At 68.2% G+C, this 26081-nt stretch carries 25 protein-coding genes and 1 pseudogene; 13 read left to right on the forward strand and 13 right to left on the reverse strand.

Annotated features, from left to right (window positions below; genetic code table 11):
• Together cydC and AC1D1S_RS07990 are read left to right on the forward strand one after the other, a co-directional pair.
• Positions 1-1860: thiol reductant ABC exporter subunit CydC (cydC, locus tag AC1D1S_RS07985; RefSeq protein WP_476994178.1), on the forward strand; the 1860-nt coding region annotated here is incomplete at its 5' end.
• A 21-nt stretch (positions 1861-1881) separates the two neighbouring features.
• Positions 1882-2973 carry a GNAT family N-acetyltransferase gene (locus tag AC1D1S_RS07990; protein WP_476994179.1) on the forward strand — a complete coding sequence of 364 codons (1092 nt, stop codon included), beginning with the start codon at positions 1882-1884 and terminating at the stop codon, positions 2971-2973.
• Between the two features lie 81 nt (positions 2974-3054).
• Here AC1D1S_RS07990 and AC1D1S_RS07995 read toward each other — a convergent pair whose 3' ends face one another.
• The 8 genes from AC1D1S_RS07995 to AC1D1S_RS08030 all read right to left on the reverse strand — a co-directional run bounded on the left by AC1D1S_RS07995 (position 3055) and on the right by AC1D1S_RS08030 (position 9921).
• Complete coding sequence (locus AC1D1S_RS07995) at positions 3055-3573, reverse strand: DinB family protein (protein ID WP_476994180.1); 519 nt, start codon at positions 3571-3573, stop codon at positions 3055-3057.
• A gap of 176 nt (positions 3574-3749) precedes the next feature.
• Complete coding sequence (locus tag AC1D1S_RS08000) at positions 3750-4373, reverse strand: DUF305 domain-containing protein (protein WP_243179376.1); 624 nt, start codon at positions 4371-4373, stop codon at positions 3750-3752.
• Between the two features lie 132 nt (positions 4374-4505).
• Complete coding sequence (locus tag AC1D1S_RS08005; RefSeq protein ID WP_476994181.1) at positions 4506-4679, reverse strand: hypothetical protein; 174 nt, start codon at positions 4677-4679, stop codon at positions 4506-4508.
• A 455-nt stretch (positions 4680-5134) separates the two neighbouring features.
• Entirely contained in the window at positions 5135-6586 is a 1452-nt protein-coding gene (locus AC1D1S_RS08010; protein ID WP_476994182.1) for a multicopper oxidase family protein, read from the reverse strand.
• Between the two features lie 8 nt (positions 6587-6594).
• Positions 6595-6852, reverse strand: coding sequence for an SHOCT domain-containing protein (locus tag AC1D1S_RS08015; protein WP_476945536.1), 258 nt, complete (start codon positions 6850-6852; stop codon positions 6595-6597).
• 175 nt (positions 6853-7027) lie between these two features.
• Positions 7028-8431, reverse strand: a complete 1404-nt coding sequence (locus tag AC1D1S_RS08020) for an MBL fold metallo-hydrolase (RefSeq protein WP_476994183.1) — start codon at positions 8429-8431, stop codon at positions 7028-7030.
• Between the two features lie 123 nt (positions 8432-8554).
• Positions 8555-9313 (reverse strand): sulfite exporter TauE/SafE family protein, encoded by a 759-nt coding sequence (locus AC1D1S_RS08025; RefSeq protein WP_476994184.1) that lies wholly within the window; start codon positions 9311-9313, stop codon positions 8555-8557.
• Positions 9310-9921 carry a rhodanese-like domain-containing protein gene (locus tag AC1D1S_RS08030; RefSeq protein WP_476994185.1) on the reverse strand — a complete coding sequence of 204 codons (612 nt, stop codon included), beginning with the start codon at positions 9919-9921 and terminating at the stop codon, positions 9310-9312. Before AC1D1S_RS08030 ends, AC1D1S_RS08025 begins: the two co-directional genes overlap by 4 nt.
• A 124-nt stretch (positions 9922-10045) precedes the next feature.
• Here AC1D1S_RS08030 and AC1D1S_RS08035 point away from each other — a divergent pair, with 124 nt between their 5' ends.
• Both AC1D1S_RS08035 and AC1D1S_RS08040 read left to right on the forward strand, forming a co-directional pair.
• On the forward strand, positions 10046-10303 hold the full coding sequence (locus AC1D1S_RS08035; protein WP_476944443.1) for a metal-sensitive transcriptional regulator: 258 nt from the start codon (positions 10046-10048) through the stop codon (positions 10301-10303).
• Positions 10304-10477: 174 nt separating this feature from the next.
• Positions 10478-10861, forward strand: coding sequence for a VOC family protein (locus tag AC1D1S_RS08040; RefSeq protein WP_243179363.1), 384 nt, complete (start codon positions 10478-10480; stop codon positions 10859-10861).
• 120 nt (positions 10862-10981) lie between these two features.
• Here AC1D1S_RS08040 and AC1D1S_RS08045 read toward each other — a convergent pair whose 3' ends face one another.
• The gene (locus AC1D1S_RS08045; protein WP_476994186.1) at positions 10982-13510 is read right to left on the reverse strand and encodes a DNA gyrase/topoisomerase IV subunit A; all 2529 of its coding nucleotides are present in this window, start codon (positions 13508-13510) and stop codon (positions 10982-10984) included.
• A 67-nt stretch (positions 13511-13577) separates the two neighbouring features.
• Here AC1D1S_RS08045 and AC1D1S_RS08050 point away from each other — a divergent pair, with 67 nt between their 5' ends.
• The 3 genes from AC1D1S_RS08050 (at position 13578) to AC1D1S_RS08060 (ending at position 18404) form a co-directional block, all read left to right on the forward strand.
• Entirely contained in the window at positions 13578-16289 is a 2712-nt protein-coding gene (locus tag AC1D1S_RS08050; RefSeq protein ID WP_476994187.1) for a bifunctional acetate--CoA ligase family protein/GNAT family N-acetyltransferase, read from the forward strand.
• 80 nt (positions 16290-16369) lie between these two features.
• On the forward strand, positions 16370-17113 hold the full coding sequence (locus tag AC1D1S_RS08055) for a DUF5998 family protein (RefSeq protein WP_476994188.1): 744 nt from the start codon (positions 16370-16372) through the stop codon (positions 17111-17113).
• Between the two features lies 1 nt (position 17114).
• Positions 17115-18404 carry an alkaline phosphatase family protein gene (locus tag AC1D1S_RS08060; RefSeq protein WP_476994189.1) on the forward strand — a complete coding sequence of 430 codons (1290 nt, stop codon included), beginning with the start codon at positions 17115-17117 and terminating at the stop codon, positions 18402-18404.
• Positions 18405-18485: 81 nt separating this feature from the next.
• Here the strand turns inward: AC1D1S_RS08060 and sepH are convergent, their stop codons facing one another.
• On the reverse strand, positions 18486-19913 hold the full coding sequence (sepH, locus tag AC1D1S_RS08065) for a septation protein SepH (protein WP_476994190.1): 1428 nt from the start codon (positions 19911-19913) through the stop codon (positions 18486-18488).
• Between the two features lie 322 nt (positions 19914-20235).
• Between sepH and AC1D1S_RS08070 the strand changes: the two genes are divergently transcribed.
• Positions 20236-20535 (forward strand): DUF4193 domain-containing protein, encoded by a 300-nt coding sequence (locus AC1D1S_RS08070; RefSeq protein ID WP_243179335.1) that lies wholly within the window; start codon positions 20236-20238, stop codon positions 20533-20535.
• A 117-nt stretch (positions 20536-20652) separates the two neighbouring features.
• On the opposite strand, the gene AC1D1S_RS08075 is transcribed toward AC1D1S_RS08070, so the two are convergent.
• Positions 20653-21138: a DUF3093 domain-containing protein gene (locus AC1D1S_RS08075; RefSeq protein WP_476945544.1), complete on the reverse strand. Its 486-nt coding sequence runs from the start codon at positions 21136-21138 to the stop codon at positions 20653-20655.
• 173 nt (positions 21139-21311) lie between these two features.
• Between AC1D1S_RS08075 and dut the strand changes: the two genes are divergently transcribed.
• From dut to AC1D1S_RS08095, 4 genes are all read left to right on the forward strand, one after another.
• Positions 21312-21830 carry a dUTP diphosphatase gene (gene dut, locus AC1D1S_RS08080; RefSeq protein ID WP_476994191.1) on the forward strand — a complete coding sequence of 173 codons (519 nt, stop codon included), beginning with the start codon at positions 21312-21314 and terminating at the stop codon, positions 21828-21830.
• A 182-nt stretch (positions 21831-22012) separates the two neighbouring features.
• A complete protein-coding gene (locus tag AC1D1S_RS08085; RefSeq protein ID WP_243179332.1) occupies positions 22013-22759 on the forward strand; it encodes a DUF3710 domain-containing protein in 747 nt (248 codons plus the stop codon).
• The gene (locus AC1D1S_RS08090) at positions 22752-23207 is read left to right on the forward strand and encodes a hypothetical protein (protein ID WP_243179330.1); all 456 of its coding nucleotides are present in this window, start codon (positions 22752-22754) and stop codon (positions 23205-23207) included. Before AC1D1S_RS08085 ends, AC1D1S_RS08090 begins: the two co-directional genes overlap by 8 nt.
• A complete protein-coding gene (locus tag AC1D1S_RS08095) occupies positions 23204-24052 on the forward strand; it encodes a DUF3159 domain-containing protein (RefSeq protein ID WP_476994192.1) in 849 nt (282 codons plus the stop codon). Before AC1D1S_RS08090 ends, AC1D1S_RS08095 begins: the two co-directional genes overlap by 4 nt.
• Positions 24053-24134: 82 nt before the next feature.
• Here the strand turns inward: AC1D1S_RS08095 and AC1D1S_RS08100 are convergent, their stop codons facing one another.
• Both AC1D1S_RS08100 and AC1D1S_RS08105 read right to left on the reverse strand, forming a co-directional pair.
• The gene (locus AC1D1S_RS08100; RefSeq protein WP_018772421.1) at positions 24135-24878 is read right to left on the reverse strand and encodes a potassium channel family protein; all 744 of its coding nucleotides are present in this window, start codon (positions 24876-24878) and stop codon (positions 24135-24137) included.
• Positions 24879-25550, reverse strand: a complete 672-nt coding sequence (locus AC1D1S_RS08105) for a potassium channel family protein (protein WP_028277003.1) — start codon at positions 25548-25550, stop codon at positions 24879-24881. It abuts the gene before it with no gap.
• 154 nt (positions 25551-25704) lie between these two features.
• Between AC1D1S_RS08105 and AC1D1S_RS08110 the strand changes: the two are divergent.
• Positions 25705-26081 (forward strand): annotated as a pseudogene (locus tag AC1D1S_RS08110) (DNA-binding protein); the annotation flags it as partial.

Here is a 26081-nt window from a genome sequence, read left to right on the forward strand (position 1 = left end):
GCTCCGGGCCGCCCCGAAACCGGCACCGCTCCTGCCGCGGCCGCCGGTTCGGCCAGCTCAATCGGCTCCGTCTCCGGCTCCGGCTCCGGCGCGGCCGGCCCGTCCGGTTCGGTCCCTGCCCAGCTGCGTCGCCTGCTGGCCCCGGTCAAGGGCCGGTTCGCCGCCGCCGGAGCCGTAGGCACGTTGGCGGCCCTGTTCGCCGTCGCCCTCGCGGGGCTGTCCGGCTGGCTCATCATCCGGGCCAGTGAACAGCCGCCCATCCTGTACCTGCTCACCGCGATCGTCGGCGTGAGGTTTTTCGGCGTCGGCCGGGCGTGCCTGCGGTACTCCGAGCGTTTGCTGCTGCACGATGCCGTGTTCGCCGCCTTGACCCGGCTCCGGGGCCGGCTCTGGGAGTCGCTGAGCCGCCGTGCGCTGTCCCTGCGCCGGCTCCTGCAGGGCGGCAACGTACTCGGCACGGTGGTGGACGACGTCGACACGGTCCGCGAACTTTTGCCCCGCGTCGTGCTGCCGCCCGTGACCGCCATCGCTGTCGCCGCGGCCGCAGTGGCCGGGATCGGGCTGCTGCTTCCCGCTGCGCTGCCTGCCGTGGCCGCGGCAGCGCTGCTGAGCATTGTCGTTGCCCCCGCCCTGGCGTTGGCCGCCGACCGCATGTCCGCCGGCACCGAACAAAACCTCCGCTCCGGTGTGCTCCGACACGTTGCCGCTGCCCTGGACGCCCGCGCAGAACTGCACGCGAACGGCGTCAGCGCCCCCGTGCTCGCTGCGATTGGCCGGGCGGACCGGGCCGCGACGGCAGCCTCACAGCGGTCGGCATGGGCGGAGGGTCTCGGCCAGGCCCTGACCGTCCTGGCCTGTGCCGTGGCCGCCCTGGCCAGCGCCGTGCTGGCCGCCCCGCTCGCCCTGAGCGGCGTGGTCGAACCGGAGACTGTTGCCGTCGTCGTCCTCGTGCAGCTGGCCCTGGTGGACCCTTACGCGGCCATCACCACGGCCGTGCGGCAGTATCCCGCGCTCCGCGCCGTGATGCGGCGGATCAGCGCGGCAGGAGTCCTGGAGGCGGGGGCGAACAGTGACGCGGACGGCGGCGCCGCAACGGGCGGACTGGTGCCCGTGGCTTCGCGGCCCGGCGGCCGGCCGGGGATTGAACTCGTGGACCTCGCTGCCGCGTGGCCTGGCGGCGGAAATGTCTTCAGCGGACTCACGGCCGAGGCCGGCCCCGGGCGCTGGCTGGCCGTCACCGGCGCCTCCGGCTCCGGCAAGTCGACCCTGCTGGCCACGGTCCTGGGGTTCCTGCCGGCGGCCGGCGGCCACCTGTACCTGAGCGGACGCGCCGCCTGGTGCCCGCAGGAGGCACACCTGTTCGACTCGACCATCCGCGGCAACCTTCTCCTGGCGCGGCCGGAGCCGGCTCCCGCCGGTACGGACAGTGCGCAGCGTGGACCCGGCGGCGCCGTGGTGGCCAACGGGGACGAGCAGCTGCGGGCTTCCCTCGACGCGGTCGGACTCGGCCCGATGCTGGCCCGGCTTGAGGACGGCCTGGACACCCGGACCGGCCCGGGCGGGGCCTTTCTCAGCGGCGGAGAGCGTACGCGCCTGGCCGTTGCGCGCACGCTCATGACCGGGGCCGACGTCATCCTGCTCGATGAACCGACGGCGCACCTCGATGCGGAGTCAGGCAGGCTCATGCTCGCCGAATTGCGCGACGGGCTGCGCGACCGGACCGTTGTCCTGGTCACCCACAACCCGGACGATATCGACGCCGCGGACACCAGACTGGACCTGGACGCCGCAGCCGCGGCTGCCGCCACGGGCGCCGCGGGCGAGGGGCCGGCGACGGCGGCCGTGCTGGCGCGCGGGTAACCCGCCTATTAGCCTGTTGCCATGAACCGCAACGGCGAGCTCCACCCCCGGCCCRCACTTGACCCCCGGCTGTCCTGGCGGCCGGCGGAGCGCCGCGACCTCGACGCGTGGGCCGGCCTGATTGCCCGCACGGCCGCCGTCGAGCAACCCGTCTGGTTCGAGCGCCAGGCGGATCTGGAACAGATCCTGGAGTCGAAAAATAACCCGGTAACGGCGAACTCCATCATCGGCTTCGATCCGGAGGGCGTTGCCCGGGCCTACGGCCGGATCACCAAGAACCGCGACGGTGACAAGGCGAACGGCTCCGGCTGCGTTGACCCGGAGTGGCAGGGGAGCGGGATCGGCACCTTGCTGCTGGGTTGGATGGAACAGCGGACCAGGGACCGCTTTGCCGAGGACGCACGGCCTGCCGGCACGGTTGGGGATGCCGGCACAGTTGGGGATGCCGGCGATGCCGGCGACGGCGATGCGGGCGGCACCGGGGGCGTCCCGCGCCCGAGACTGCGGCTCCATACCGAGCAGCAGCACCAGCACCAGGCCGCCTTGTTCGCCGGTTCCGGCTACGGCATTGTCCGCTATTACAACGAGATGCACCGGCCACTGACCCAGGCTGTGCCTGAATCCTCCCTGGACCCCGGACTGGAGCTCGTCACTTTTGGGCCGGAGCTGCATGAACCGGTGCGGCTGGCGCACAACGCGGCATTCCGGGACCACTGGGGCAGCGAGCCCCGCGACCAGGAGGGTTGGGGCTATGTGGTGAATGATCCGCAGGCCCGGCCGGACCTGAGCGGCGTCGTGCTGGACCGTTCTACCGGCACGGTGGCCGGGTACCAGTTGGCCACCCACGACGTCGAGGCCGCCCTGACCCGCGGCTTCCGCGAAGGCTACACGGAGCTCCTTGGCGTCCGGCGGGAGTACCGTGGCCGGGGCATCGCGCAGGTGCTCTTGGCCGATGCCATGCGCCGCTTCGCCGCCGCGGGCATGGACGTGGCCTCGCTGGATGTCGACTCGGAGAACCCGACCGGGGCCCTCGCGCTCTACCTCAAGATGGGCTATGTGGCCGTCAACCGGAGCATGGCGTGGGACAAGGAGCTTCAGCCGGCCGTGCCGTAGGGGCCGCCTCAGGGAACCGCAGACCCTGCGGCTTCCCGCCGGCCGTCCGCGCGCCTGCCGTCCGCGCGCCAGTTCTTCGCGTTAGCCGTCCACGTCGTGGAGGTGGTGGACGACGTCGTGCAGGAAATACTKCGCGAAGGTCAGGACAGTGAACACTGAGCCGTTGCTCCGGGTCCCCAAGCGGACCCAATCCTCCTCCTTTACCCGTGCGAAGGACGCGGCAATCTGCTCGCCCTCCGCCGTCAGCTCGACGCCGACCTGGGCTGGATCGGCGTTGGCGTAGTCCTGCTCGATTGCCGTCTTGTCCTGGTCCCAGTCATCGAACCGGGCATCGTCCTCGGACAACATGAGGGACAGGCGGTGATCGAAAAGTGTGAAGACGTCCCGGACGTGGCAGCCATACTCGAGGACGGACCACGTGGCCTCGTTGGGCCGTTCCGTCGCGTCCGGCCGTCGGAGGGCTGCACGCCACCGCGGGAGCATGCTGATGACGATCCCCGGCACCGTGGCCGGGGTCGCGGTGGAGACATCGAAACCGCACTCGGGGCAGGGCTGCGACAGGACCCAAGTCCAGTCCTTGGAATCCGGAATGATAGGCATTCCAGCAGTGTAGGTGCATTCGTTCCGCCGGGCATCCCGGCCCGTCGCTGCAGCCGGTGCGGCACCCAGGTACGAGGCCAAAGCAGCACCGCCGTCGGCCGATGCTTTGGACTACGTCGGCCGGGGCCGCCCAGTTGACGGCCCCGGTCCGAAGGCGGACCGGGGCCGGGACGCTGCTAGAGGCTGGCCAGCAGGTCCTTCATTTCCTGGATTTCAGCTTCCTGGGCGCTCACGATTGCCTTGCTCAGGCTGAGGGCGTCAGGGTTCTTGCCTTGGCTGCTTTCAGTCTTGGCCATCATCACCGCGCCCTCGTGGTGGACGATCATCTGGGCCAGGAACAACTTGGCCGCGTCGGCGCCCTGGGCGGCATCGAGCTTCTTCAGGTCGTCGTCGCCCATCACCCCGTCACCCATGCCATGGCCGGACGCCATCTGGGCGGGTTCGTTCCAGGTCTTGAGCCAGCCCGTCATCTGCGCGATTTCGGGTGCCTGTGCGGCCTTGATCTTTGTGGCGAGCGCGGTGATCCGCGCGTCCATGCCCTGCTTCCTGAGCATCATGTCGCTCATTTCCACGGCCTGGGCGTGGTGCGGGATCATCCCTTGGGTGAACATGGTGTCTGCCGCGTTGTGGTCCGCGGTTGCGGGCGCCGAGCTGGACGACGTGCCCATGCCGCCGCTGCCCATGCCCGGCATGGTGCCGGCGGGTGTGCTTCCGGAGGTGCCGGCGCAGCCGGCAAGGGCGATGGCGGCGGAAATGCCGAAGGCAGGAATTGTGGCAGAAATGGTCAGGGTTTTCTTCATGGGGTCAGGTCCTTCAATCATCAATCAGCGTTGTGGCACGCCTGCGGATGACACGCCCGCGCCGCTGGAAGAACGGGATGGAGCGTGCCGGGTAAGTGGGGACGCCGGACAACGACACGGCGCGATCCCGTCTTACGTCCGGCTGATGGACAGATCGCCCGGCGAAGGACTTGCGGGGAGATAGCAGTAGGCCCTGACGGCGGCGTCGCCGTGCGTGTCCGGGTTGTGCATCGAGGCCGGCGCCATGCCAGGTGGGGGCGCGGCCAGGGACGTCATTGCCGCCGAGGGCACACAGGCCGAGTGCATTGACGCAGCGTCGGCGCAGTTCGATTGGCATACGCACGACACCGCGGGGGCAGCGGCCCGGCTGTCGGCCGTCAGGTCGGGACCGGCTGGGGTCGCAGGGCGCGGAGCCAAGGAGTCATGGCCCATAGTGCGCTCTTGCAGGGCATGGGCGGCCGGATGAGGTGCGAGGCCGGTCTCCGGCCGGGAAGATGACCCCGCGGCTTCCGCGGAGGATGTCACCGCGGTCATGGCATGAGCGCCATGCATTCCGGTCATGACGTGCATCCCGAGGAATCCAGCCACGACAGCCAGCAGGCCCGCTAGCAGGAAGCCGCGGCGAAGGGCGGTTGCGGCATGGCTCATGAAAGCTGCGGCCATGGCATTCTCCCTCCGGTTGGCAGTGTTGGATGGTAGCCAGGTCAAGGCTACAGGCTGGGCATTGGCCGGGCCGTCGTCGGGATACTTGCTCCCGGTGGCTAGCGGACTTCGATGACGCCCATCATTCCTTGGTCCTCGTGGTCCAGGATGTGGCAGTGGTACACGGAGCGGCCGGTGAAATCCTTGAAGTGGATCCGGACCCGCACCTGTCCGTTGGCGGGTATGTTGACGACGTCACGCCAGACGGGCTGGCCCGGCGCCTGGCTCTGTTCCTCGATGATCTGCATCGGCCAGACGTGCAGGTGGAAAGGATGGTCCATCGGGCTGGGATTGATCAGGGTCCACTCCTCCACCGTCTGCGCGGCCACAGTGGAGTCCGTCCGGCTTGCGTTGAATTCACGGCCGTTGATGGTGAAACTCATTCCCATCCCCATGCCCATGCCGCCGACGGCGAAGGTCAGCTGCCTGTGGGCGGCAACGGCCGCGGTCCTCAGGTCTGCCGCTGCGGGCCGGGCCGGCACCGCCGGAGGAGGAGCGGCCGGGGCGCCGGAGACCGAGAGGGTCGCCAGCACGAGATCCCCTGTGCCCTGGGCGCCGTTGGGGGCTGGCCCTGCCGGTCCCATCATGCCGGCCATGCTGCCACGGTTGTAGTAGACGGCACTGAGAGTGGCGTCGCCCTCGACAGCTGTGACCAGGACATCTGCACGGTTGCCCGGCGCCAGCAGCACCTCGTCCGCGTTCCGGGGCGTGGGGAAGCGGCCGGAATCCATGCCGAGGAGCTGCATCTGCTGCCCGTCCATGCGCAGCTGCAGGTAGCGGGCCACGCACGTGTTCACGATCCGCCACCGCTCACGCTCGCCCGGCCGGGCGGAAAGTTTCGGGTTGCTTTGTCCGTTGACCAGGACAAGTTCACCTTCCCGGCCGAGCATCCGGTCCATGGGCGAGGGGCCGGCGACGGTTCCGGAGCCGTCCAGGGTGATGTCAGAGACGACCATCACCCGCTCGCGGCTGACGTCCACGGGCTGTGCGTCCTCGACGATGATCGCACCGAACAGGCCGGCGAAAATCTGATCGGCGACCATGCCGTGATGATGGGGGTGGTACCAGTACACGCCGGGCGGGTGGTCCGCAGGGAGCCGGTACTCGTAGCGGAACGAGTGGCCGGGCTCGACGACGTTGAAAACGTTGTCTCCGTTGCCCTGGGGTGAAACGTGGAGTCCGTGGACGTGCAGGTTTGTCGGGACGTCCATGCTGTTGACCAGCTCGACGGCGAACACGTCCCCACCCCTCAAACGCAGGGTTGGGCCGGGGATTCCGCCGTTGTAGCCAAGCGCCGAGGCCTGCTGGCCGCCGAGCTGCACTGAGCCAGCGGACGCTTCGAGCCGGACCTGCAACCGTCCGTTGCTGCTGCGCAGCTGCTTCGGCTCGGTGAAGTCTCCGCCCGCGACGGCCGCGAACCGGGAACTGACCGTCCACCAGAGCCCGGCTCCGCCGGCGGCTATGGCTGCCGTGCCGAGGCCGCCCAGCAGGAGCGCGTTCCGGCGGCTCATTGGGAGCACTATTGGTCCTCGCCGAGAACCTTTAGCTGCTCGCGGTATTGCTCCGCCGTCAGTTCACCCCGGGCAAAGCGTTCATCGAGGATCTGCCGGGCCCGGCTCCTGCCGGGGTAGGGCCCCTGCGGTCCCTGCATCCCGCCGTGAGTGCCGCCTCCGGCAAACATGCGCACGGCGACCAGTACCAGCAGCGCTATGCCGATGAGCAGGAGTACGCCCCACATCCACATCCAGCCCATATTCATGCCGTAGCCCCACATCAAGACCGGTGCCCTTTCGCCTCAGACCATTGCTCTATTCCGATTCTTTGGCCGACCTCGGCTGCCCGGTAGAGTCCGAAGGCCTTCCCGCCCCGGGAGCCTTCGATGCCGTCCGGGGCGGTCTCCGTTGGCTTCGCGTGCCTCTGGCCGGCGTGGCGACGGACGTCCCTTCCCAGGGTCAGCGGGATGAGGCCACGGAGTGCCGGTGGGCGGCCCAGGCCGCGTAGCTGCCGTCGAGTTCAACGATGTCGTACCCGGCGCGGCGCAGGGCGCTGGCCGCGACGGAGTTGCGGATGCCGCTTTGGCAGTAGGTCACGATAGTGCCTCCGGCCGGGAGTTCGTCGAGGTGCCACATGACGCGGCCGCCGCTGAGCTGGTGGGATCCGGGGATGTGTCCGGCCAGGTGCTCGGTGCGGTTGCGGACGTCCAGCACCATCGCAGCGTCAAAGTCGGCCAGATCGGCAGGCTGGATCAGCCGCGGGGTAGAGGTTGGGAGGCCTTCGACGCCGGTGAGGTAGCCAGCGATGTTGTCGATGCCGACGCGGACCAAGTGATCCCACATCTCTTGGGCCTGCTCCGGCCCGGCGGCCAGCAGAACCAACGGGTTCTTATCGGTTTCCGGGTTGACGACCCAGGCGCCGTAGCTGGCCACTGACTTGCCGGCGGGGATGTTCAGGGAGCCGGTGACGGTGCCCTCATGGACCTCGGTGTTGGAGCGGGTGTCTATGAAGGTTGCCTTGTCCGCAGCCAGATCCCGGGCCACGGCGGCGATGTCCAGCTCCTGCAGCGGGGCACGTTCCCTCAAAATTGCCGGGCCGATACGGTTTTCGCGCTTCATCCGCCCGAAGTAGGCGTGGGCGTCCGGCTGGCCGTCGAGAAGCTCATTGACGAACCCCTGCTCGTCGTTCGCGGCGAGGTACGGGCCCCACCAGGCGTAGAGCCGTTCGTAACCGACGGTGGTGGAGGGGATGGCGCCYAGGGCCTTGCCGCAGGCGCTGCCGGCGCCGTGGGCCGGGTGGACCTGGACGTAGTCGGGCAGGGTCAGGAATTTGTCCCGCAGACTGGCGAAGAGCTGCCTGGCACCCTCAAACCGGGTGTCCACGCCGCCGGCCGCTTCGTCCAGCAGGTCCGGGCGCCCCAGGTCACCGGAGAAGACGAAGTCGCCGGAGAGCAGGTAGCCGGGCTGGTCGCTGAAGGCGCCGTCAGTCACCAGGAAGGACAGGTGCTCCGGGGTGTGGCCCGGGGTATGCAGAGCCTGGATGGTGATGTTGCCGAGGGCGATCCTGTCGCCGTCGTAGAGCCGTTCGCCGTCGAATTCGTACTGCCAGTCCGGGCCGCCTTCGCCGGAGACGTAGATCGTGGCGCCGGTGGCGGCGGCCAGCTCGCGGGTGCCGGAGAGGTAGTCGGCGTGAATGTGGGTTTCGGTGACGGCCACAATCTTCATGCCGTGCTTCTCGGCCAGTTCCTGGTAGACCGCGATGTCCCGGCGGCCGTCCACAACAACAGCCTCACCCTTGGCCTGGCAGCCAATGAGGTAGCTGGCCTGGGCGAGGTCTTCATCGTAAATGCGCTCGATAAGCATTGGTGTTCTCCTTCGTGGGGGAAGTTTGGTATCTGATCCTGCGTGCCGGCTGTGCCAGGTTTTCGGTAGGGCGTTAGGGGTCCCGCTGGAGCTTCTCCGGCGGGAGGGTTGGGGGTTGGCGGGTCAGGCGGTGACGGTGCTCGTTGTGACCCATGCCGCTACGACAAAGATGAGCATCGCGAAGGAGACCCGGATGTGCTTGTCCTGCAGCCGGCGGGCAAGCCGGGCAGCATAGAGGGATCCAAGGATGGCCGGGACCGCGAAGCCCAGAACCGTGGGCCACTCGATCGTGAAACCTGCGGCGTGGGCCCCGAAGCCCGCCGTCGAATTGATCACAATGATGGCCAGGGAGGAACCGACTGCCTGTTTCATGCGCAGCCCCAGGAACAGTGTGAGAGCCGGGGTGATCAGGAACCCTCCGCCCACACCCAGCAGCCCTGTGAGGAACCCGACCAGGAGGCCAACCCCGACGGCCTTTGGGGCGCAGGTGCGGAAAGCCCTGGTGGGCCCGATGCTGCAGGAACCGTCGGTTTCCCTGGTCCGCGCGAGCATCCGGATCCCCGCGATCACCATGATGGCAGCGAAGGCGAGCATCAGGATGTTCGGATCAAGCAGGCGGCCCAGGGCGGTTCCGGCCCAAGCGGCAGGGATGCCCGCGGCACCGACAATCAGGACCACTGGCCAGTTGATGCCCTCACGGAGCCTGGGCACCAGTGCCGCCAGGGACGAGATGCCCACCACGAGCAGGGAGGTGGGAATGGCCTCCGCGGGGCTCATGCCCACGCCGTAGACCAGGGCGGGAACGGCGATGATCGACCCGCCGCCACCCACCACACCGAGAACGATGCCGACGACGAGCCCCAGAGACAGGGCCGCGATCATGCTGCCGGAGCCTGCTCAGCCGGAACAACCGGCAGGTTCATGATGGCGGTTTCGCGCGTGGGCTCCGTGGCGGACTTGTTCCACGGCAAGGCCGAGATGGCCCGGCCCATGGCGCAGGTGTTGGTCGCCGCGGAAAAGGTCAGGCCAGCGCCGATGACGCCGGCAAGCGTCCGGATCCTGGGGGAGACGAACTTGCCGCCAGCCAGGCCGAGGACCACCAGCGACCCGGCGGCGAGACGGACCTGCCGCTCCAGGTCCCAGCGTTCCTTGCCCTTGACCACGTCACCCCCGGCCGCTGCGAAGCCGGGGACGCCGCCGGTCAGGACGTAGGCCGTATTGATGCCGGAACTGCCGAGGCGCTGCCGCGCCTGTTCAGCGCGGGCCCCTGACTGGCAAACGAGGACGACGCGGCTACCCAGACGGGCGGCAAGCTCATCGGTGTGTTCGGACAGCAGCGGCAGCGGCACGTTGTATGACCCGCGAATGTGCACGGACTCGAACTCAGCGGCCGAGCGGACGTCAATGATCATGAGGTCCTGATGCTCGGTGACCCAGCTGCGCAAGGTCTCCGGAGCGAGAGCGGAAATGGCGGTGGAAGGCGAAATCATGGGGGCCTCTCGAAAGGGGTCGTGGGTGAGTACCCCACCGAGTATGGCAGATACCCATAGGGGTATGCAAAATACCCGGTGGGGTATAAGGTGATGGCAAGCCACCTACGCCTTTGGAGACCTCATGCAACTCGATCCGACTGAACTAACCCCTGTGGTCAACCGCCTCAAGCGCGCCCAGGGACAGCTCGCTGCTGTGACCCGCATGCTGGAGGAGGGCGGGGATTGCAGGGCAATCGTCACGCAGTTGGCGGCCGTCTCGAAGGCTCTGGACAAGGCCGGATTCGCGATCATCGCCAGCGGACTTGAGCAATGCCTCGTCCGCGAAGACACCACCATGGACCGGAAGGAGCTCGAAAGGCTCTTCCTCTCCCTCGCCTGACCAACAGGGGACATCTCGCCTAACCAGCGGCGGACATCAGGGCGCCGTGTCGGGGCCGTTCCCCCACCAATGCCCCCGCCGGCCAAGGAAATCAGCGTCGCGGTTTCTCAGGTACGTGGGGGATATGGAGGAGTATCATTCCTTCCGGGGGGCGGGCCTGGAAAGAGAATAGCCATGCTCAAGGACAAGCAAGTCGGCGCAGTGCTACCGGCAGCGGACATCGCGCGTGCACGGGATTTCTACCGCGATAAGCTCGGGCTCGAACCCGAGAACGCGGATGCCGAGGACAACCTGCAGTACAAGTGCGGCGGAGGTACCGGGTTCCTCCTGTACCAGACGCCCAATGCCGGAACGGCCAAGAACACGCAGATCGGCTGGGTGGTCGAGGACCTTCCGGGTGCCGTTGCGGAACTCCGAGCCAAGGGAGTCGTCTTCGAAGAATACGACTTCCCGGGCCTAAAAACGGAGGACGGCATCGCCACCACTCCGGACGGAAGCTCGGCCGCGTGGTTCCTGGACACGGAGGGCAACATCCTGAGCCTCAACCACATGCCCTAGCGCCGGCACACAGGATGCAGGCAAGGCTTCCGGGACTGAGATCGCCGGAGGCAACGCCGGATCACGAAGCCCGGCCGGAGCGCGACGGCGCCGCCGGCCGGGTTTCGTTCGTCCGCGGACCTACGTGTCGTTGCCGGCTTCCGGGTCATCTGACCACGCCATGCTGGGTCCGATGGCGTCGATCGCCTGGGACAGCGGAATGCCGGAGCCGTCGCGGCGGCCATGCTCGCCGGGGAGTGAGCGCGCCACACCTGCCAGGGAGGACGCCTTGGCCGGACCGTGCCCAGCCCAGCCGAGCAGCAGCGTGTCCTCGCCCTTGAGGAAACGGTGTGCCCGCACCCCGGCAGTCGCCCGGCCCTTGACCGGGTACTCGGCCAGGGCGGTGACCTTCGCGGCCCCGGGGGCTGTGCCCGGCAGCGCGCCTTCGGTCCCCGCGATGGTCACGACGACGGCGGCGGCGTCAGCGGCGCTGGCGGTCCCGAAGAACATCACCCGGTCCCCGGCGGCCAGCTTGATCCCGGCCATGCCGCCGGCCGTCCGGCCCTGCGGGCGGACGGCGGAGGCGCTGAAGCGCAGCAGTTGGGCCTGCCGCGTGATGAAGACGAGGTCGTCGTCGTCGGACCCGGCGGGGGCAACGCCCACCACGGTGTCCTTGTCTTTGAGCGCGATCGCTTCCCAGTCTTCGCGGTTCAGCGGATAGTCCGGCTGCACCCGTTTGACCACGCCCTGGGCGGTTCCGATTGCCAGGACCTGGTCCAGCGGTGCGAAGGCCACCAGTGATTCCCCCTTGAGCAGAGTGATGAAATCCTTGGCCGCTACCCCGCCGGCCATGTTGGGGGTACCCGAGGTTGGCGGCAGCACAGGCATGTCCATGACCTGCAGGCGCAGCATGCGGCCCTGCGAGGTCACAGCGGCGATCTCGCCGCGGGCGGTGGTTTTGACCACGGAGGAGAAAACGTCATGCCGGGTCCGCGGTCCGGCCTCGGCCAGGCTGTCCTGGTTGGCGGTGCGGGCAATCTGTCCGGACACGGTGAGGATGGCCCAGCAAGGATCGTCCGCGATCTCAAGGGCCAGCGGTGCGGCCTTGCCCTTGGCCCCGGCGGCTGCGCCCAGTGCCGCGGCGACGGTGGGGGAGACGGCCTCGGATTCCAGCAGGACGGTCCGGCGCGGTGTGCCGTACTTCTCCGCGATCTCGCCGAGTTCGTCGGACACCAGGGCACGGAGCAGCACGGGGGAGCCCAGGATCGCCTCAAGCTCCGCGATCTCCCGGCGGAGCTCCTCCTGCTCCTTCTCCAGCTCGACCCGCGAATACTTGGTCAGCTGCCGCAGCCGCAGTTCCAGGATGTAGTTGGCCTGGATCTCGGAGAGATCGTAGATGGACATCAGCCGGGTACGGGCCTCGGCCACCTCGTCGGAGGACCGGATGATCTGGATGACCTCGTCAATGTCCACGATCGCGACCAGGAGGCCTTCGACCAGGTGCAGGCGGTCCTTCTTCTTGCCCAGCCGGAACGCGGTGCGGCGCCGGACCACGTTGATCCGGTGGTCCACGTAGACCGAGAGCAGCTGGAGCAGCCCGAGGGTCTGCGGCTGGCCATCGACGAGCGTCACGTTGTTGATGCCGAAGGAGTCTTCCATCGGGGTGTAGCGGTAGAGCTGCTGGAGCACGGCAGTGGGGTTGAAGCCGTTCTTGAGCTCAATGACCAGGCGCAGGCCGTGCTTGCGGTCGGTGAGGTCCACGACGTCGCTGATGCCGGTGAGCTTCTTGCCGTTGACGGCATCCTTGATCTTCTCGATCACCTTTTCCGGGCCCACCATGTACGGCAGTTCCGTGACCACCAGGCCGGTGCGGCGGGCAGAGAGCTGCTCGATGTCCACCTTTGCCCGGGTCTTGAAGGAGCCGCGGCCGGTGGCATAGGCGTCGCGGATGCCGTCCAGGCCCACGATCCGGCCGCCGGTGGGCAGGTCCGGGCCGGGGACGAACCTCATGATGTCCTCGAGCGTGGCGTCCGGGTTGTCGATCAGGTGCCGGGCCGCGGCGATGACCTCCACCAGATTGTGCGGGGCCATATTGGTGGCCATGCCGACGGCGATGCCCGTCGCGCCGTTGACCAGCAGGTTGGGGAACGCGGCCGGCAGCACGTCCGGCTGGGTCAGCTGGTTGTCGTAGTTGGGAACGAAATCGACGACGTCCTCGTCGAGGTGGTCGGTGAGGGTCAGGGCCGCGGCCGCCAGCCGGGCTTCCGTGTAGCGGGGCGCCGCCGGGCCGTCGTCGAGCGAGCCAAAGTTGCCGTGTCCGTCGATCAGCGGCAGCCGCAGGGAAAAGTCCTGGGCCATGCGCACCATGGCGTCGTAGATCGCGGCGTCACCGTGCGGGTGCAGCTTGCCCATGACCTCGCCCACCACGCGGGCGCTCTTGACGTGGCCGCGGTCCGGGCGCAGCCCCATGTCGGACATCATGTAGAGGATCCGCCGCTGGACGGGCTTCAGGCCGTCGCGGGCGTCGGGAAGGGCCCGCGAATAAATCACCGAATAGGCGTATTCGAGGAATGAGCCTTCCATCTCGGACGTGACATCGATATCGACGATGTTCTCAACGAAATCCTGGCTGGGTTCCCCTGCCGGGGGCGTGGTTTGGCGGCGTGCCATAAGGCTGGTGGATCCTTCTGAGGGGTGCTGAACGGGTACTGCGTAAGTTTATGACTAGGCTAAGCCTATGGTGGATCAGCCGGCGGACGGCGTATATCCGGAATATTGGGAAGCCGATGTTGTCCTGCGCGACGGCGGCACGGCGCATGTGCGCCCCATCCACCCCTCCGATGCAGATGCGGTCCAGGCCTTCCACGTGGGCCAGTCCCAGAAGTCCATCTACATGCGCTTCTTCGCCTTCAAGTCCAAGCTTTCCAGCAAGGAACTCAAGCGCTTCACCGAGGTGGACTACAAGGACCGGGTGGCCCTGGTCATCACCATCGGCGGCGAAATCCTGGGCATCGGCCGTTACGACCGGCTCGATGACCCGGCCGAGGCCGAGGTCGCCTTCAACATCGCCGACGCCCATCAGGGCCGCGGCATCGGCTCGATCCTGCTCGAACACCTCGCCGCCGCGGCCCGCGAGAACGGGATCCGCAAGTTCAGTGCCGAGGTGCTTCCGGAGAACCGCAAGATGCTCATGGTCTTCTCCGACGCCGGCTACGACGTCAAACGCCACTTCGACGACGGCGTCGTCAGCCTCGAGTTCAACATCGACCCCACCGACAAATCCCGCGCCGTGATGGAATCCCGCGAGCACCGCGCCGAGGCCCGCAGTATCCAGGAACTGCTCGCCCCGGCGTCCGTGGCCGTGATCGGAGCCAGCCGCAAATGGGGCACCGTGGGCTACCAGTTGCTCGAGCACGTCATCGAAGGCGGCTTCAGCGGCCCGGTCTATGCGATCAACCCGGAGGCCCTGGAACTGGCCGGCATGCTCTCCTTCGCCCGGCTCTCCGAGGTTCCCGGCCCGGTCACGCTCGCCATCATCGCGGTACCGTACGACGAGGTCCCCAAGGTGGTCCAGGAATGCGCGGCCGCCGGGGTCAAGGGAATCGTAGTGGCCACCGCTGGGTACGCGGACGACGGCGAACGCGGCCTGGCGCGCCAGCGCGAACTGGTCCGGCAGGCCCGGGAGAACGGCATGCGCGTGATCGGCCCGGCGTCCCTGGGCATCGTCAACACCAACCCGGCCGTGTCCCTCAACGCCTCGATGGCACCGGCCCTGGCCCGCCGCGGCGGCCTGGGGCTGTTCAGCCAGTCGGCCGCGATCGGCGTCTCCCTCTACGCGGCCTCCAGCCGGCGCCGGGTTGGCATCTCGACCTTCCTTTCGGCCGGCAACCGGGCCGACGTCTCCGGCAACGACATGATGCAGTACTGGGAAGACGACGCCGACACCACGGCGGTGGGCCTGTACCTGGAATCGATCGGCAACCCGCGCAAGTTCTCCCGGCTGGCCCGCCGCCTTGCCCGCACCAAACCGGTGATTGYGGCCAAGTCCGACGCCATGGGCCTGAACCTGCCGCCCGGTCATGCCGTCCGCACCACCCAGGCGCCCTCGGAAGCGCTGGACGCCATGATGCGGCAGGCGGGGGTGATCCGGGTCGAGACCATCGAAGAGCTCATGGACGTCGCCCAGATCGTCTCGAGCCAGCCGCTGCCCGGGGGCCCCGGCATCGCCGTCTTCAGCAACTCGCGCGCCCTTGGCAAGGTGGTCGCGGACAGTGCCGCCCGCCAGGGGCTCGGCGTGGAACGGATCGTGACCGACGTCGACCTCGACGCGGGCATGTCACGGGCACTGCCGGCCCTGCGGCGGAGCCTGCAGGAAACCCTGACCGCGGACACGGTGTACGCCGCGGTGGTCGCGCTGCTGCCGGCGCACGGTCTCACCGTCGAAAAGATCGCCGGTGTGCTGGCCGAATGCTCCGCGGCGGCCGGCAAGCCGGTGGTGGCCGCCTTTAGCGGAATCCTTGATCCCTCCATCTATGTGGAGGGCATGGTCGGCGCCGAACCTGACCAGCCCCACCAGGCCGCCCCCGCTCCGCCGGTCCCGTGCTACTCCAACCCGGGTGCGGCGGTGGCGGCCCTTGCCGCCGTCGTGCGCTACGCCCAATGGCTGGACCGGGACCAGGGCCTGTTCGTGGAACCCGAAGGGTGCCACCCGGAGCCCGCCCGGGCGGACCTGGAGGTCCTTCTGCGCGATGTGGGCGGCGAGCAGCTCGTCCGGCTGGACCAGGACACGGCCGCCCGGCTGCTGGGCCACTACGGCATCCGGCTGGTCCCGTCCGTCGGGTTCGAGACGGCGGAGGAGGCCGTGGCCGCGGCAGGGCAGCTCGGCTGGCCCGTGGCCTTGAAGACCACGGACCCGGCGCTGCGGCACCGGCTGGACCTGGGAGGTGTGMGGCTGGACATCCAGGACGCCGATTCGCTGCGGCGCAACGTGCTGGAGATGCGCAAGTCGCTCGAGCGGTACGGCTCGCCGTCCCTGGAAGTGCAGACTATGGTGCCTGTGGGGCAGGCCTGCACTTTCCGCGCCATCGAAGACCCGCTGCTGGGGCCGGTGATCTCCTTTGGCCTGGCCGGAGACGCCGTGAACCTGCTCGATGACTGGGCGCACCGCGTGCCGCCGCTCTCCGGTTCCGACGTCCACGACTTCATCCGGGCGCCCCGGGCGTCGCGGAAGCTTTTCGGCTACCAGGGCCTGCCCGCCGTCGACGTCGCGGCGCTCGAGGACCTCGCAGCCCGCCTCACCAGGCTGAAGGACAACCACCCGGAGATCGCGCTGGTGCATTTCAATCCCGTCCTCGCCGGGCCCGATGGTGCCTCGATCCTGGCCGCCGATGTCAGGATCGCGAACGCCGCCCAGCGGACCGACAGTGCGCGCCGGGCGATGCGCAGTTAGGGTCGAACCTCCCGGGCTGCAGCCCGTGTCCGGGGCCCGGCAGTTAGCAAGTCCCCAGCTGATCTGTGAAAATGGAGACTATGAGCWCCCAGCCTCCARCACCCAARCCCCTGGCGACYGCCCCCGSACGCCAGACCGCGCRCCWSMACGGCCTCCATGACCACAGYGCGCAGGGCCAGAGCCTGGAAGGRGCCCTCCARCAGGCCGGTTTTTACCCCCGGCTCGTGGCCGACGTCGTCGCYGATGCCCTGGATGGCCGTGATTGCGTGGCCCACCTCGTACATCTCGAGACACACTTCGACAGGGCCGAGGTCCGCCGCCACATCACCGTTCTGGTGTTGACCGACGACATGTTGGTCATCACCCATGTCGACGACCAGCAGCTCGACGAGGCCGGCGAGCAGACCGTCGCCCAGGTGTCCACCGAGTCCGTTCCGGTCACCCAGATCCGCTCGGTGGTCTTGAGCTATGTCTACGCCCAGCCGCAGGACTACAAGCCTTCCGACCCTGTCCGCGAGCTGACGTTGTCCATTGCATGGTCCGGCGGCCAGCGCCTCGACATGGGTCCGGCCAGCTGCGGGGACCCGCAGTGCGAGGCCGATCACGGCTACAGCGGCACCATTGCCCAGGAAGACATCGTCCTGCGCATCAGCGCCGAAGCGGACGGCCTGCAGGCCGTACAGGACGCCAAGCTCTTCGCCCGCGCCCTCCGTGCCGTGAACACCGGCTCCGCGGCGCCGGTGCCGCACAACGGGCCCGGGCTGCCGCCCCGACCGCGGATGGGCGTATTCGGAAACCGCCTCAGCCGCGGCCACCAGCGCTGACATGGCCCATCTCCGTCAGCCTGAGCCCGCCGAAGATCAGCTGTCAATCCCGGTATTGGCTCCCTCCCTGGCCGCCGACGCCGCCGCCGTCCCGCTGGCCGCCGGCGCTGGTCCGTCCCCGCTCCCGGCCGCCACGGCGTTCGGACACCGTTCCATCGCCGAGGTGCTCACCAGCGCCGCCGCCAGCCTGGGTGTCCCGGGCTTTGAGAACAAACTGAACCTTCCGGCCGCCAAACGCGTGTGCGTGGTGCTGGCCGACGGGCTGGGCCGGAACCTGTTGAAGCAGAAGAGCGCCCACACCCCGTTCCTGCGTGCGGTCCAGCAGGCCGGCCAGGGCCAGGTGCCCGTGTCGCTGGACTCGGCGTTCCCGTCCACCACCGCGGCATCCCTCGCCAGCTTTGGYACCGGACTGTCGGCGGGCCAGCACGGCATGGTGGGCTATGACGTCCTGGATCCGGATCAGGACCGGGTAGTGAACATGCTGGGCAACTGGGACGCCGGCGTGGACCCGCGGACGTGGCAGCCGTTCCCCACCGTTTTCGAACGGGCCGCGGAACACGTCGGTGTCACGACGGTCAGCCTGCCGCAGTTCAGCACCTCGGCCATGACCGAGGCCGCGCTCCGCGGAGGCCGCTTCCTCACCGGAACCACGTCGCACGCCCGGACCGAAGCTGCCGCCGAGGCCATGGCCAGCGCCGGTCCCTCGCTGATGTACTTCTATGTCAATGAGCTCGACAAGGCCGGGCACCGCCACGGCTGCCAGTCAGCCCAGTGGGAGCACCAGCTGGAAGAACTCGATGCCACGGTGCGCCGGCTCAACGCCACCCTGCCGGCCGGCACCACGGTGCTGCTGACGGCGGACCACGGAATGGTGGACGTGCCCGAATCGCAGCGGATCGACTACTCCGCGGAGCCGGCGCTGCTCGCCGGCGTGYGGCACACCGCTGGAGAGCCGCGCATGGTCCACCTCTACCTCGAGGATAGGACGGACGACGCCGCCCGCGGCCGCCTGCTGGCCAACTGGCGGTCCCGTTTCGGGGACAGAATATGGGCCTTCACCCGTGAGGAAGCGATCGCGGGCGGCCTGTTCGGCGACGTGCGGGCCGAGGCCGTCTCGCGGATCGGCGACGTCATGATCGCGGCCCGGGACGCGCTGGCGCTTTATGATACACGCAGGGTCCGGCCCACTGCCCTTGAGGTTGTGGGCCAGCACGGTTCCCTGACGAAAGCCGAGCGGGAAGTCCCGCTGCTCTACTTCCAGGCCGACGGTAAAAAAGCGCCCCGCGGCTGACGTTCCCGCCGGAAATCGCTGCCTGAAATTCGGGACGGAAATCGCTGCCTGAAATTCCTGCCGGAAACGCGGGCCCGGCTCTTATTGGTCGTTGCGGGTTCCGAAGACGATTTCGTCCCAGCTCGGGACGCTGGAGCGCTTCGGCTTGGCCGGCTGGCGCTCGGGCTGGTCCGTTCCGGGCTCGTTCCGGGCAGCGGCGTGGGATTCGCGGTGCTGCCGCCGGGAAGTTCCGCCGCCGATCAATTCATCCAGGCCCGGGCTCGCGGTCGGGCCGCTCTTAGGGGCCGGGCGCAGTTGCGAGGCCGCGATGGTGACTTCCCGGGTCTCGGTGCTGACGCCATCGTGCAGTTTCAAGGCATCGTCCTCCTCCGGGAGGCGCGGTGCGAGGCTCAGCCGCGAGAGCATCGACGGCCTGCCGTCGCGCCGCCGCGTGAAGGGGTCGGTTTCCGACGCGGCGGCCGCCTCCACTGCCGGTACGTCCGGCAGGCCGGGGTTGATGAGGGCCGGGTCGGTCTGGGCCGGGGCGGGATCGCCCTCCGCAGCGGATTCGGGGACGGCATCCGGTTCCACAGCTGCCGTAAGCCCGGCTGCTTCCGGGACCTCCGAGGGACGGGGGTGGGCCGCGGGGACGCCGGTGGTCAGGAGCGTGGCAAGGGCGTCGTCCGCGTCCTCGTCCACGCCGATCCGCTGTCCGCGGCGGGAACGCAGCATGTCCAGCAGCCCGTCGGCGTCTTGTTCCTGGTGGATCCTGTCCTGCTGGAGCAGCATCTGGTGAATAATGCTGTGCTGGCCGGTCGCTGTGCGGGCCGCGGCCTCGGCATCGGTTTCAAAGTCGAAAGGCCGGTCGGAGACGGCCGTGAGGCGCCGGGTCGGCACTGGGCCTTCGAGCGGCTCAAGTTCGCTCAGCTGCTGGGCCCAGCGGTTGGCGTTCTGCAGGGTCTTCCGGGCAGGGTGGAAGGTCCACAGGGCCGGCGGCTCCTCGCCGATTCCGGCCGGGCCGCCGGGCTTGGGCTCGAAGCGGGCCACCACGTTCCAGCTGCCGTCGGGACGTCGCCAGGAATCCCACTCAAGTGTTGAGGGCTCGACGCCGTAGGCCCTGAGCCGGTGCTCCACCATCTCGCTGAGGGACGCCGGGTTTTCACCGAACACCGACCGGTAGGCGTCGTGGCCCGGGGCGGGGGAGGCGACCTCCACCTTGCGGGCCTGCTGCGCGATGTACTCGCGTTCGGCCAGGACCGGGCCCTCATAGCGCTGGACTTTCTCCAGCGGAATTCCGGACAGTTCCGCCACTTCGGCGGCGGTGGCCCCGTTGCGAATCCTGGTCTGGATGTCGCGCGGCGACATGGCAATAGGGGGTGCGGCCGCGCTGGACGCGGTCTTCGCCGACGTCCGGCTGGCTGCCACCCGAAGTGCTTCATCGATCGGCAGCTGGAACATCTCGCCGCCGGTGCCACTCAACAGGAGATGCTCTCCGTCGTCGTGGACGCCTACAAGCCGTAGATCCTGCATACAAATCCTCCACCCTGGCATTACTAACAATCGAAACTCTGCCACCAGCCGGATGCATTTCGGCTTAGGACGGCAGGCGCGCCGTGATTTTCCGCTACTTTCCGCCGGTTTTTGCCGGTCTGCGGGAGAGATCGGGGCGAGGGGACCGGTGGGCTCTGGCATTCGGGAGGCGCTTAAGCAAAAATGACCCGACACCGGGCACAAAAACCGCATGTCCGGCGTTACAACGGTGAACCGTTCCCGGAGCCCAGGGTTACCATCCCGGCGGGCCATCCTGGAACGGCGAATCAATCGAACGAATGCGGAGTGTGAGCAACAAATAATGGCGACTGATTACGATGCGCCGCGTAAGACCGAAGAAGACATCAGCGAGGATTCGATTGAGGCTCTGAAGGCGCGGCGTACGGAGAAGCCTTCCGCCGTGGTGGATGAAGATGAGTCCGACCTCGCCGAAGGCTACGAACTTCCCGGCGCGGACCTGTCCGGGGAGGAACTGCTGGTCCGGGTCCTGCCCGCTCAGGCTGACGAATTCACGTGTGCCTCCTGCTTCCTCGTCCGCCACCGTTCGCAGATTGCCCGCGAAAAGGACGGCCTCAAGTACTGCAAGGATTGCGAGGGCTAGGCGCGCGGCAGTCCTGACCAGGAACCCGGATTCCGGGCACGCATCTCAGGACCGGGGAGGGGGCGACGTGAGGTCCCCTCTGGGAGTTGGGGAGAGCCGTGCAGGAGGCGGTGGGAATTAAGCGTTGAGCGCGGCGATCAGTTGCTCCGGGTGGCGGCTGGACGCCAGCCAGTACGGGGTGCGGTCCGAGGGGTCCTGGATCTCGATCCGGACCACCGGATCCACCCAGCCGCGGATACACAGGAACGCCAGCCCATTGAGCCGGGTGCCCCGCTCCGCCGTCGCTTCTTTGCCCCGGAACGCCGTGGCCTTGCCCAGGAACCCGCGATCAATCGTGGCCCTGCCCACCTTCAGGGTGGTCCTCGTGACCGTGATTGACGGCGTGGACAGGACCAGCAGCACGGAGATGATGACGAAGAGCACGATCGCTGCGGTAATACCGGCCCAGATGCTGATGGGCGCCAGCATGAGGATCCCGGCGCTGGAGAACCCCGCCGCAACCAGCCAGATCCAGAAGTTCGGCCAAAGCTTCTCGGAGTAAAGGGCAGTGGAGTCGCTCGGGGCGCTCTTCGGGGCAGGCGCGGCTGCGCTGGATTCGGGCATAAGCACAGCTTTTCATCTTTCCCGGGCTATTTCACCTCGGCCCCGCCCGGCTCCAGCCCTGGATCCACCCGCATCCACCCGCATCCACCGCGTACCAGTCCCGCGGGCGGCGTGCGCGGGCAGGCCGGCGGCGGCTAGGACGATGTTCCTTGCGGGCGTTAGAGTGAGGGACTGTGACTGAAGAAAACACCGCCGTCGCCAGTGCCGCCCCAACGGCCAGCGACGCAGCCTACGGAACGCCCACCTTGACGGTACAGCTGAAAATGCTCGACGACGGGCTCGAGCCGCCATCGTACGCGCACCCGGGCGACGCGGGCGCTGACCTTCGTGCCCGCGAGGACTTCGTCCTCGCCCCGGGGGAGCGCCGCCTCGTCCCGACAGGCGTCTCGATTGCGCTCCCGGATGGATTCGTTGCGCTGATCCACCCCCGGTCCGGCCTCGCCACCAAGCACGGACTCACGGTGGTGAACGCCCCGGGGACCGTGGACGCCGGCTACCGCGGTGAAATCGCGGTGACACTGCTCAATACGGACCGGGACGAGGCGATCGAGCTCCGCCGCGGCGATAGAATTGCACAAATGGTCATTCAGCGCGTGGAGTACGCCAGGTTCCTCCCGGTCGAGGAGCTCGACGGCTCCGTCCGCGGCGGGGGAGGCTTCGGCTCCACCGGCGGTTTCGGCGGACCGGCCTGAGCGCAGGCCCCGGCAACACCACGGGAGCCAACTGCGTTTCAGCAGTGCCGCAGGCACCGCAGCACATRCAGTCAATGATGCACGGAATAAGGAGCCGGCCGCGGGGTAGCGGGCGGCCACGCGGACAGGCGCCAGGACGGCGCCGGGCGGCGGTACAGGATCACAACTGAAGGAGACACCCCATGGTTTTTGGGCGCGGCAGGAAAGCCAAACAGGAGCAGCCGACCGGGGCCGATACGGACCAGAACGCTGTGGCCACGGAAGCTGCTGGTGACGCCGCCGCGACACCGGCCGGGAACGTTGCCAAAACCGCCGGCCGGGCCGCGACGGGCCCCTTCGACGTCTCGGAAATCGACGACCAGGACGGGTATGTGGACCTCGGTGCGCTGCTGATCGCACCCCGGGAGGGACTCCAGCTCCGCTTGGAGGTTGAAGAGGCGAGCCAGCGCGTCGTCGCCGTCACCATGGACCTGGAGGGATCGAGCCTTCAGCTGCAGGCCTTCGCCGCCCCCCGCTCCGAGGGCCTGTGGGATGAAATCCGTGAGCAGATCGGGCAGTCGGTCGGCAGCCAGGGCGGCCAGGTCGAGGAAGTCGAGGGCAGCTTCGGCACCGAACTCGTGGCGAAGCTTCCCGCCGGCGGCGCGGACGGCAGCCAGGGGTACCGCGTGGCCCGGTTCATCGGCGTCGATGGCCCGCGCTGGTTCCTCCGCGGAGTCTTCGGCGGCGAGGCAGCCCTTGACCGCGACGCGGCGGCCGGACTGGAGGGGCTCTTCCGGAAGATCGTCGTGGTCCGCGGCGAGAACCCCATGCCGCCGCGTGACTTGCTGCAGCTGCGCCTGCCCAAGGACACCGCCGCTGCACCGTCGCCGCAGGCGGCCCCCGAATTCGAACAGCCCGAACGCGGACCGGAGATAACTCAGATTGGCTGATGCCGCCGGCAAGAAAGCCACCGCCGCCATGTCCGTCCGGGACTTGCCGGACCGCGGGCGGGTGCTGTGCCACGGCTTCATCGAGTCCGTCACGTACGTGCCCGCCAACCAGGTGGCTTCCTTCATTGCGATCCTGATCGATCACGACCTACCTGCGCCCGTCAGCCGTTTCCCGGGTTTTGGTGCCAAAGCCGGCTCCGGTGCCGGGGCGGCCAGCAGCCTGCCGGTCAACGGGGTATCAACACACCGGGTGCGCCCCGGCGCTCAGCGCCAGCGGCCGGCCGGTCCCAAGGAGCGGCTGCGCGTTGTTTGGCTGGGCCGGCGCCGGATCCCCGGCGTCGACGCCGGAACAGAGCTCCGGCTCGAGGGCATGGTCACCATCCGCGACGGGCTGCCCACGATCTTCAACCCACGCTACGAAATACTCTCCCGCCAGGAGGAGCAATGACCTTGCCCGAACACCCCGAGCGGGACCGCCCGGAGCGGCCTCAGCAAGACACCGACCGGCAGGAGCCGGCGGAATCCGCGGACGGCGGCCGGGACATCTCCGCACCCGTGACTTCCGAGCCCACCACCGCCCAGCCCACAACCGCCCAGCCCACAACCGCCGCGCCAACTGTCGCTCAGCTTGCCGGGGACTACGCGGCCAAGGCCGGCCTGCACCGGTCGAGCAACGGCAACATTGATGTGCTTAGAAGCGCCGGCGGCATCCAGGGCATTGCCGAGAGCATCCTCCCGGGCCTGGTCTTCCTGATTGCCTTCACTATCGACCGGGAAAACCTGGCGATGGCCGTCACGGCCTCCCTGGCGGTGGCCGCCGTCTTCACCGTGGCGCGGCTGGTTCAGCGCAAACCACTGACGCAGGCTCTGGCCGGCTTCATCGGCGTCGGCCTCTCCGCCTGGCTGGCCACCTCGACCGGCAAAGCAGAGAACTTCTACGTCCTGGGGTTCTTCACCAACGTCGGCTACATCCTGGCAATGTCGATCTCCGTGGCCGTGCGCTGGCCGATCGCCGGCCTGCTCTTCGGCTTCATCCGCAACGAGGGCCTGGAATGGCGCAAGGACCCGAAACGGATCAGGGCGTACAGCATCGGCACGTGGGTGATCGTTGCCGTGCTGGTTCTGCGGCTCGTGGTGCAGGTTCCGCTCTACTTCATGGGCGAGCAGGGCCTCGCCGCCCTCGCCACTACCAGGCTCCTCATGGGCGCCCCGCTATACATCCTCGGCATCTGGGTTGCCTGGCTGATCACCCGGCCGGCCCCGGTGCCCGCCGCGGCCCCAGAGGCCAACTGACCCGATGCGCTATGAGATATGGCCGTTCCCAAACTTCGGGAACGGCCATATCTGGTAGCGCAACTACTGGGAGCGGAACGGATCAGCCGTCGAAGCCGTCGTCCCCGGCCGGCTGGGTGCCGTGGCCGTGCTGGTCCGAGGTCACCGGGTGCTGGTCCTCCAGCGGTGATTCGGGCGCCAGCAGGGCGCGGAGGTCGTCCTCGGCCGCGATCGTGGTGACAAAGAACAGTTCGTCGCCGCCGTCGATCACGTCGTCGCGGCTCGGCGTGATGGGCGCCTGGTCCCGCAGGATCGCAACGAGGGTGGCGTCCTCGGGCCACTGGACATCGCCCACGGTCAGCCCGATCACATGCGAGTCGTGCGGGACCGTGAACTCCACCAGCGAGGACACCCCGGTCTGCAGTGTCAGCAGCCGCACCAGGTCACCGATCTCCACCGCCTCCTCCACCAGGGCGGTCATCAGCTGCGGGGTGTTGACCGCGACGTCGACGCCCCAGGAGTCGTCGAACATCCAGTCGTTCTTGGGGTTGTTGACCCGGCCGACGGTACGCCCGACGCCGAATTCCGTTTTGGCCAGGAGCGAGACCACCAGGTTGACCTTGTCGTCACCGGTGGCGGAGACCACGACGTCGGCGTCCTCGAGTTTGGCGTCCTGCAGCGTGCTCAGCTCGCAGGCATCACCGACCAGCCAGTGGGCTCCGCGCAGCCCGCTCCGGCCGATGACCTCCGGCTTCTCGTCGATCAGCAGGATTTCGTGCTTGTGGGCCAACAACTCGCGGGCGATCGAGGACCCGACGCTTCCGGCACCGACGATGACGACTTTCACTCAGGACTCCTTGGCAGGGGATTTGGCGAGAATATGGCCGATTTCCGAGCTCCGGTCCACGTTCAGCATGGCGTGGACGGTGTCGCCGTCCTGGTAGGACGTGCCGGCAACGGGCAGCATGCCCTCGCCGAACCGGGTCAGATACGCGATCCGGATGCCGGCCGCCTTCTCGATCGAGGAGATCGGGTGCCCGATCCAGTCCGGGTTAAGGTCAACTTCGGCGAGGACCAGCCGGCCCGAGGGCTCCCGGTAGTCGCCGGCGATGTGCTGTTCGGGCAGGATGCGGCGCAGCACCTGGTCGGCGCTCCAGCGGACCGCGGCGACCGTGGGAATGCCGAGGCGCTGGTAGATTTCGGCGCGGCCCGGATCGTAGATCCTGGCGACCACATGGGGAACGTGGAAAGTCTCCCGCGCCACCCGGGTGGCGAGGATGTTGGAGTTGTCGCCGCTGGAAACGGCCGCGAAGGCATAGGCCTCCTCGACGCCTGCCCGCTTCATCGTCTCGCGGTCAAACCCGACCCCCGTGACCTTCCGTCCGGAAAACCCGGTGCGGAGCCGCCGGAAGGCGCGGTCATCCTGGTCGATGATGGCCACCGAATGACCGGCGTCCTCGAGCGTGTGTGCCAGGGTTGACCCGACACGGCCACAACCCATGATCACGAAGTGCGCCACAAGGGCCTCCTCTTGGTTCTGCGTCTGATACTGCGTAAAACTCTACCGGCCACGCGGTGCCGGAAGGCCACGGCCACGGGGCGCCGGCCGACGTCCTTGCGGACGCCAACTTCGCCGTCATGACATCGCGTCCGAATCAGACTAGCTTTGTGTGGTGCTGACAATTTTCAATGCCGTGAAGCGGGTGCTGGTAGGCAAGCCCTTCCGGAACGACCGTCTGGCCCACACGCTCTTGCCGAAGCGGATCGCGCTGCCCATTTTCGCCTCGGACGCGCTGTCCTCGGTGGCCTATGCCCCGGATGAAATCCTCCTGACCCTGGCCCTGGCCGGCGTGAGCGCGGTCGCCATCGCCCCGTGGGTGGGCCTCGCCGTCATGGTGGTGCTTCTGACCGTGGTGGCCTCCTACCGCCAGAACGTCCACGCCTACCCCTCCGGCGGCGGCGATTACGAGATTGCCAACGTCAACCTGGGCAAGTTCGCCGGCCTCACCGTGGCCTCGGCGCTGCTGGTCGACTATGTGCTGACGGTGGC

It is taken from the genome of Arthrobacter sp. P1_A5 (assembly GCF_056406825.1).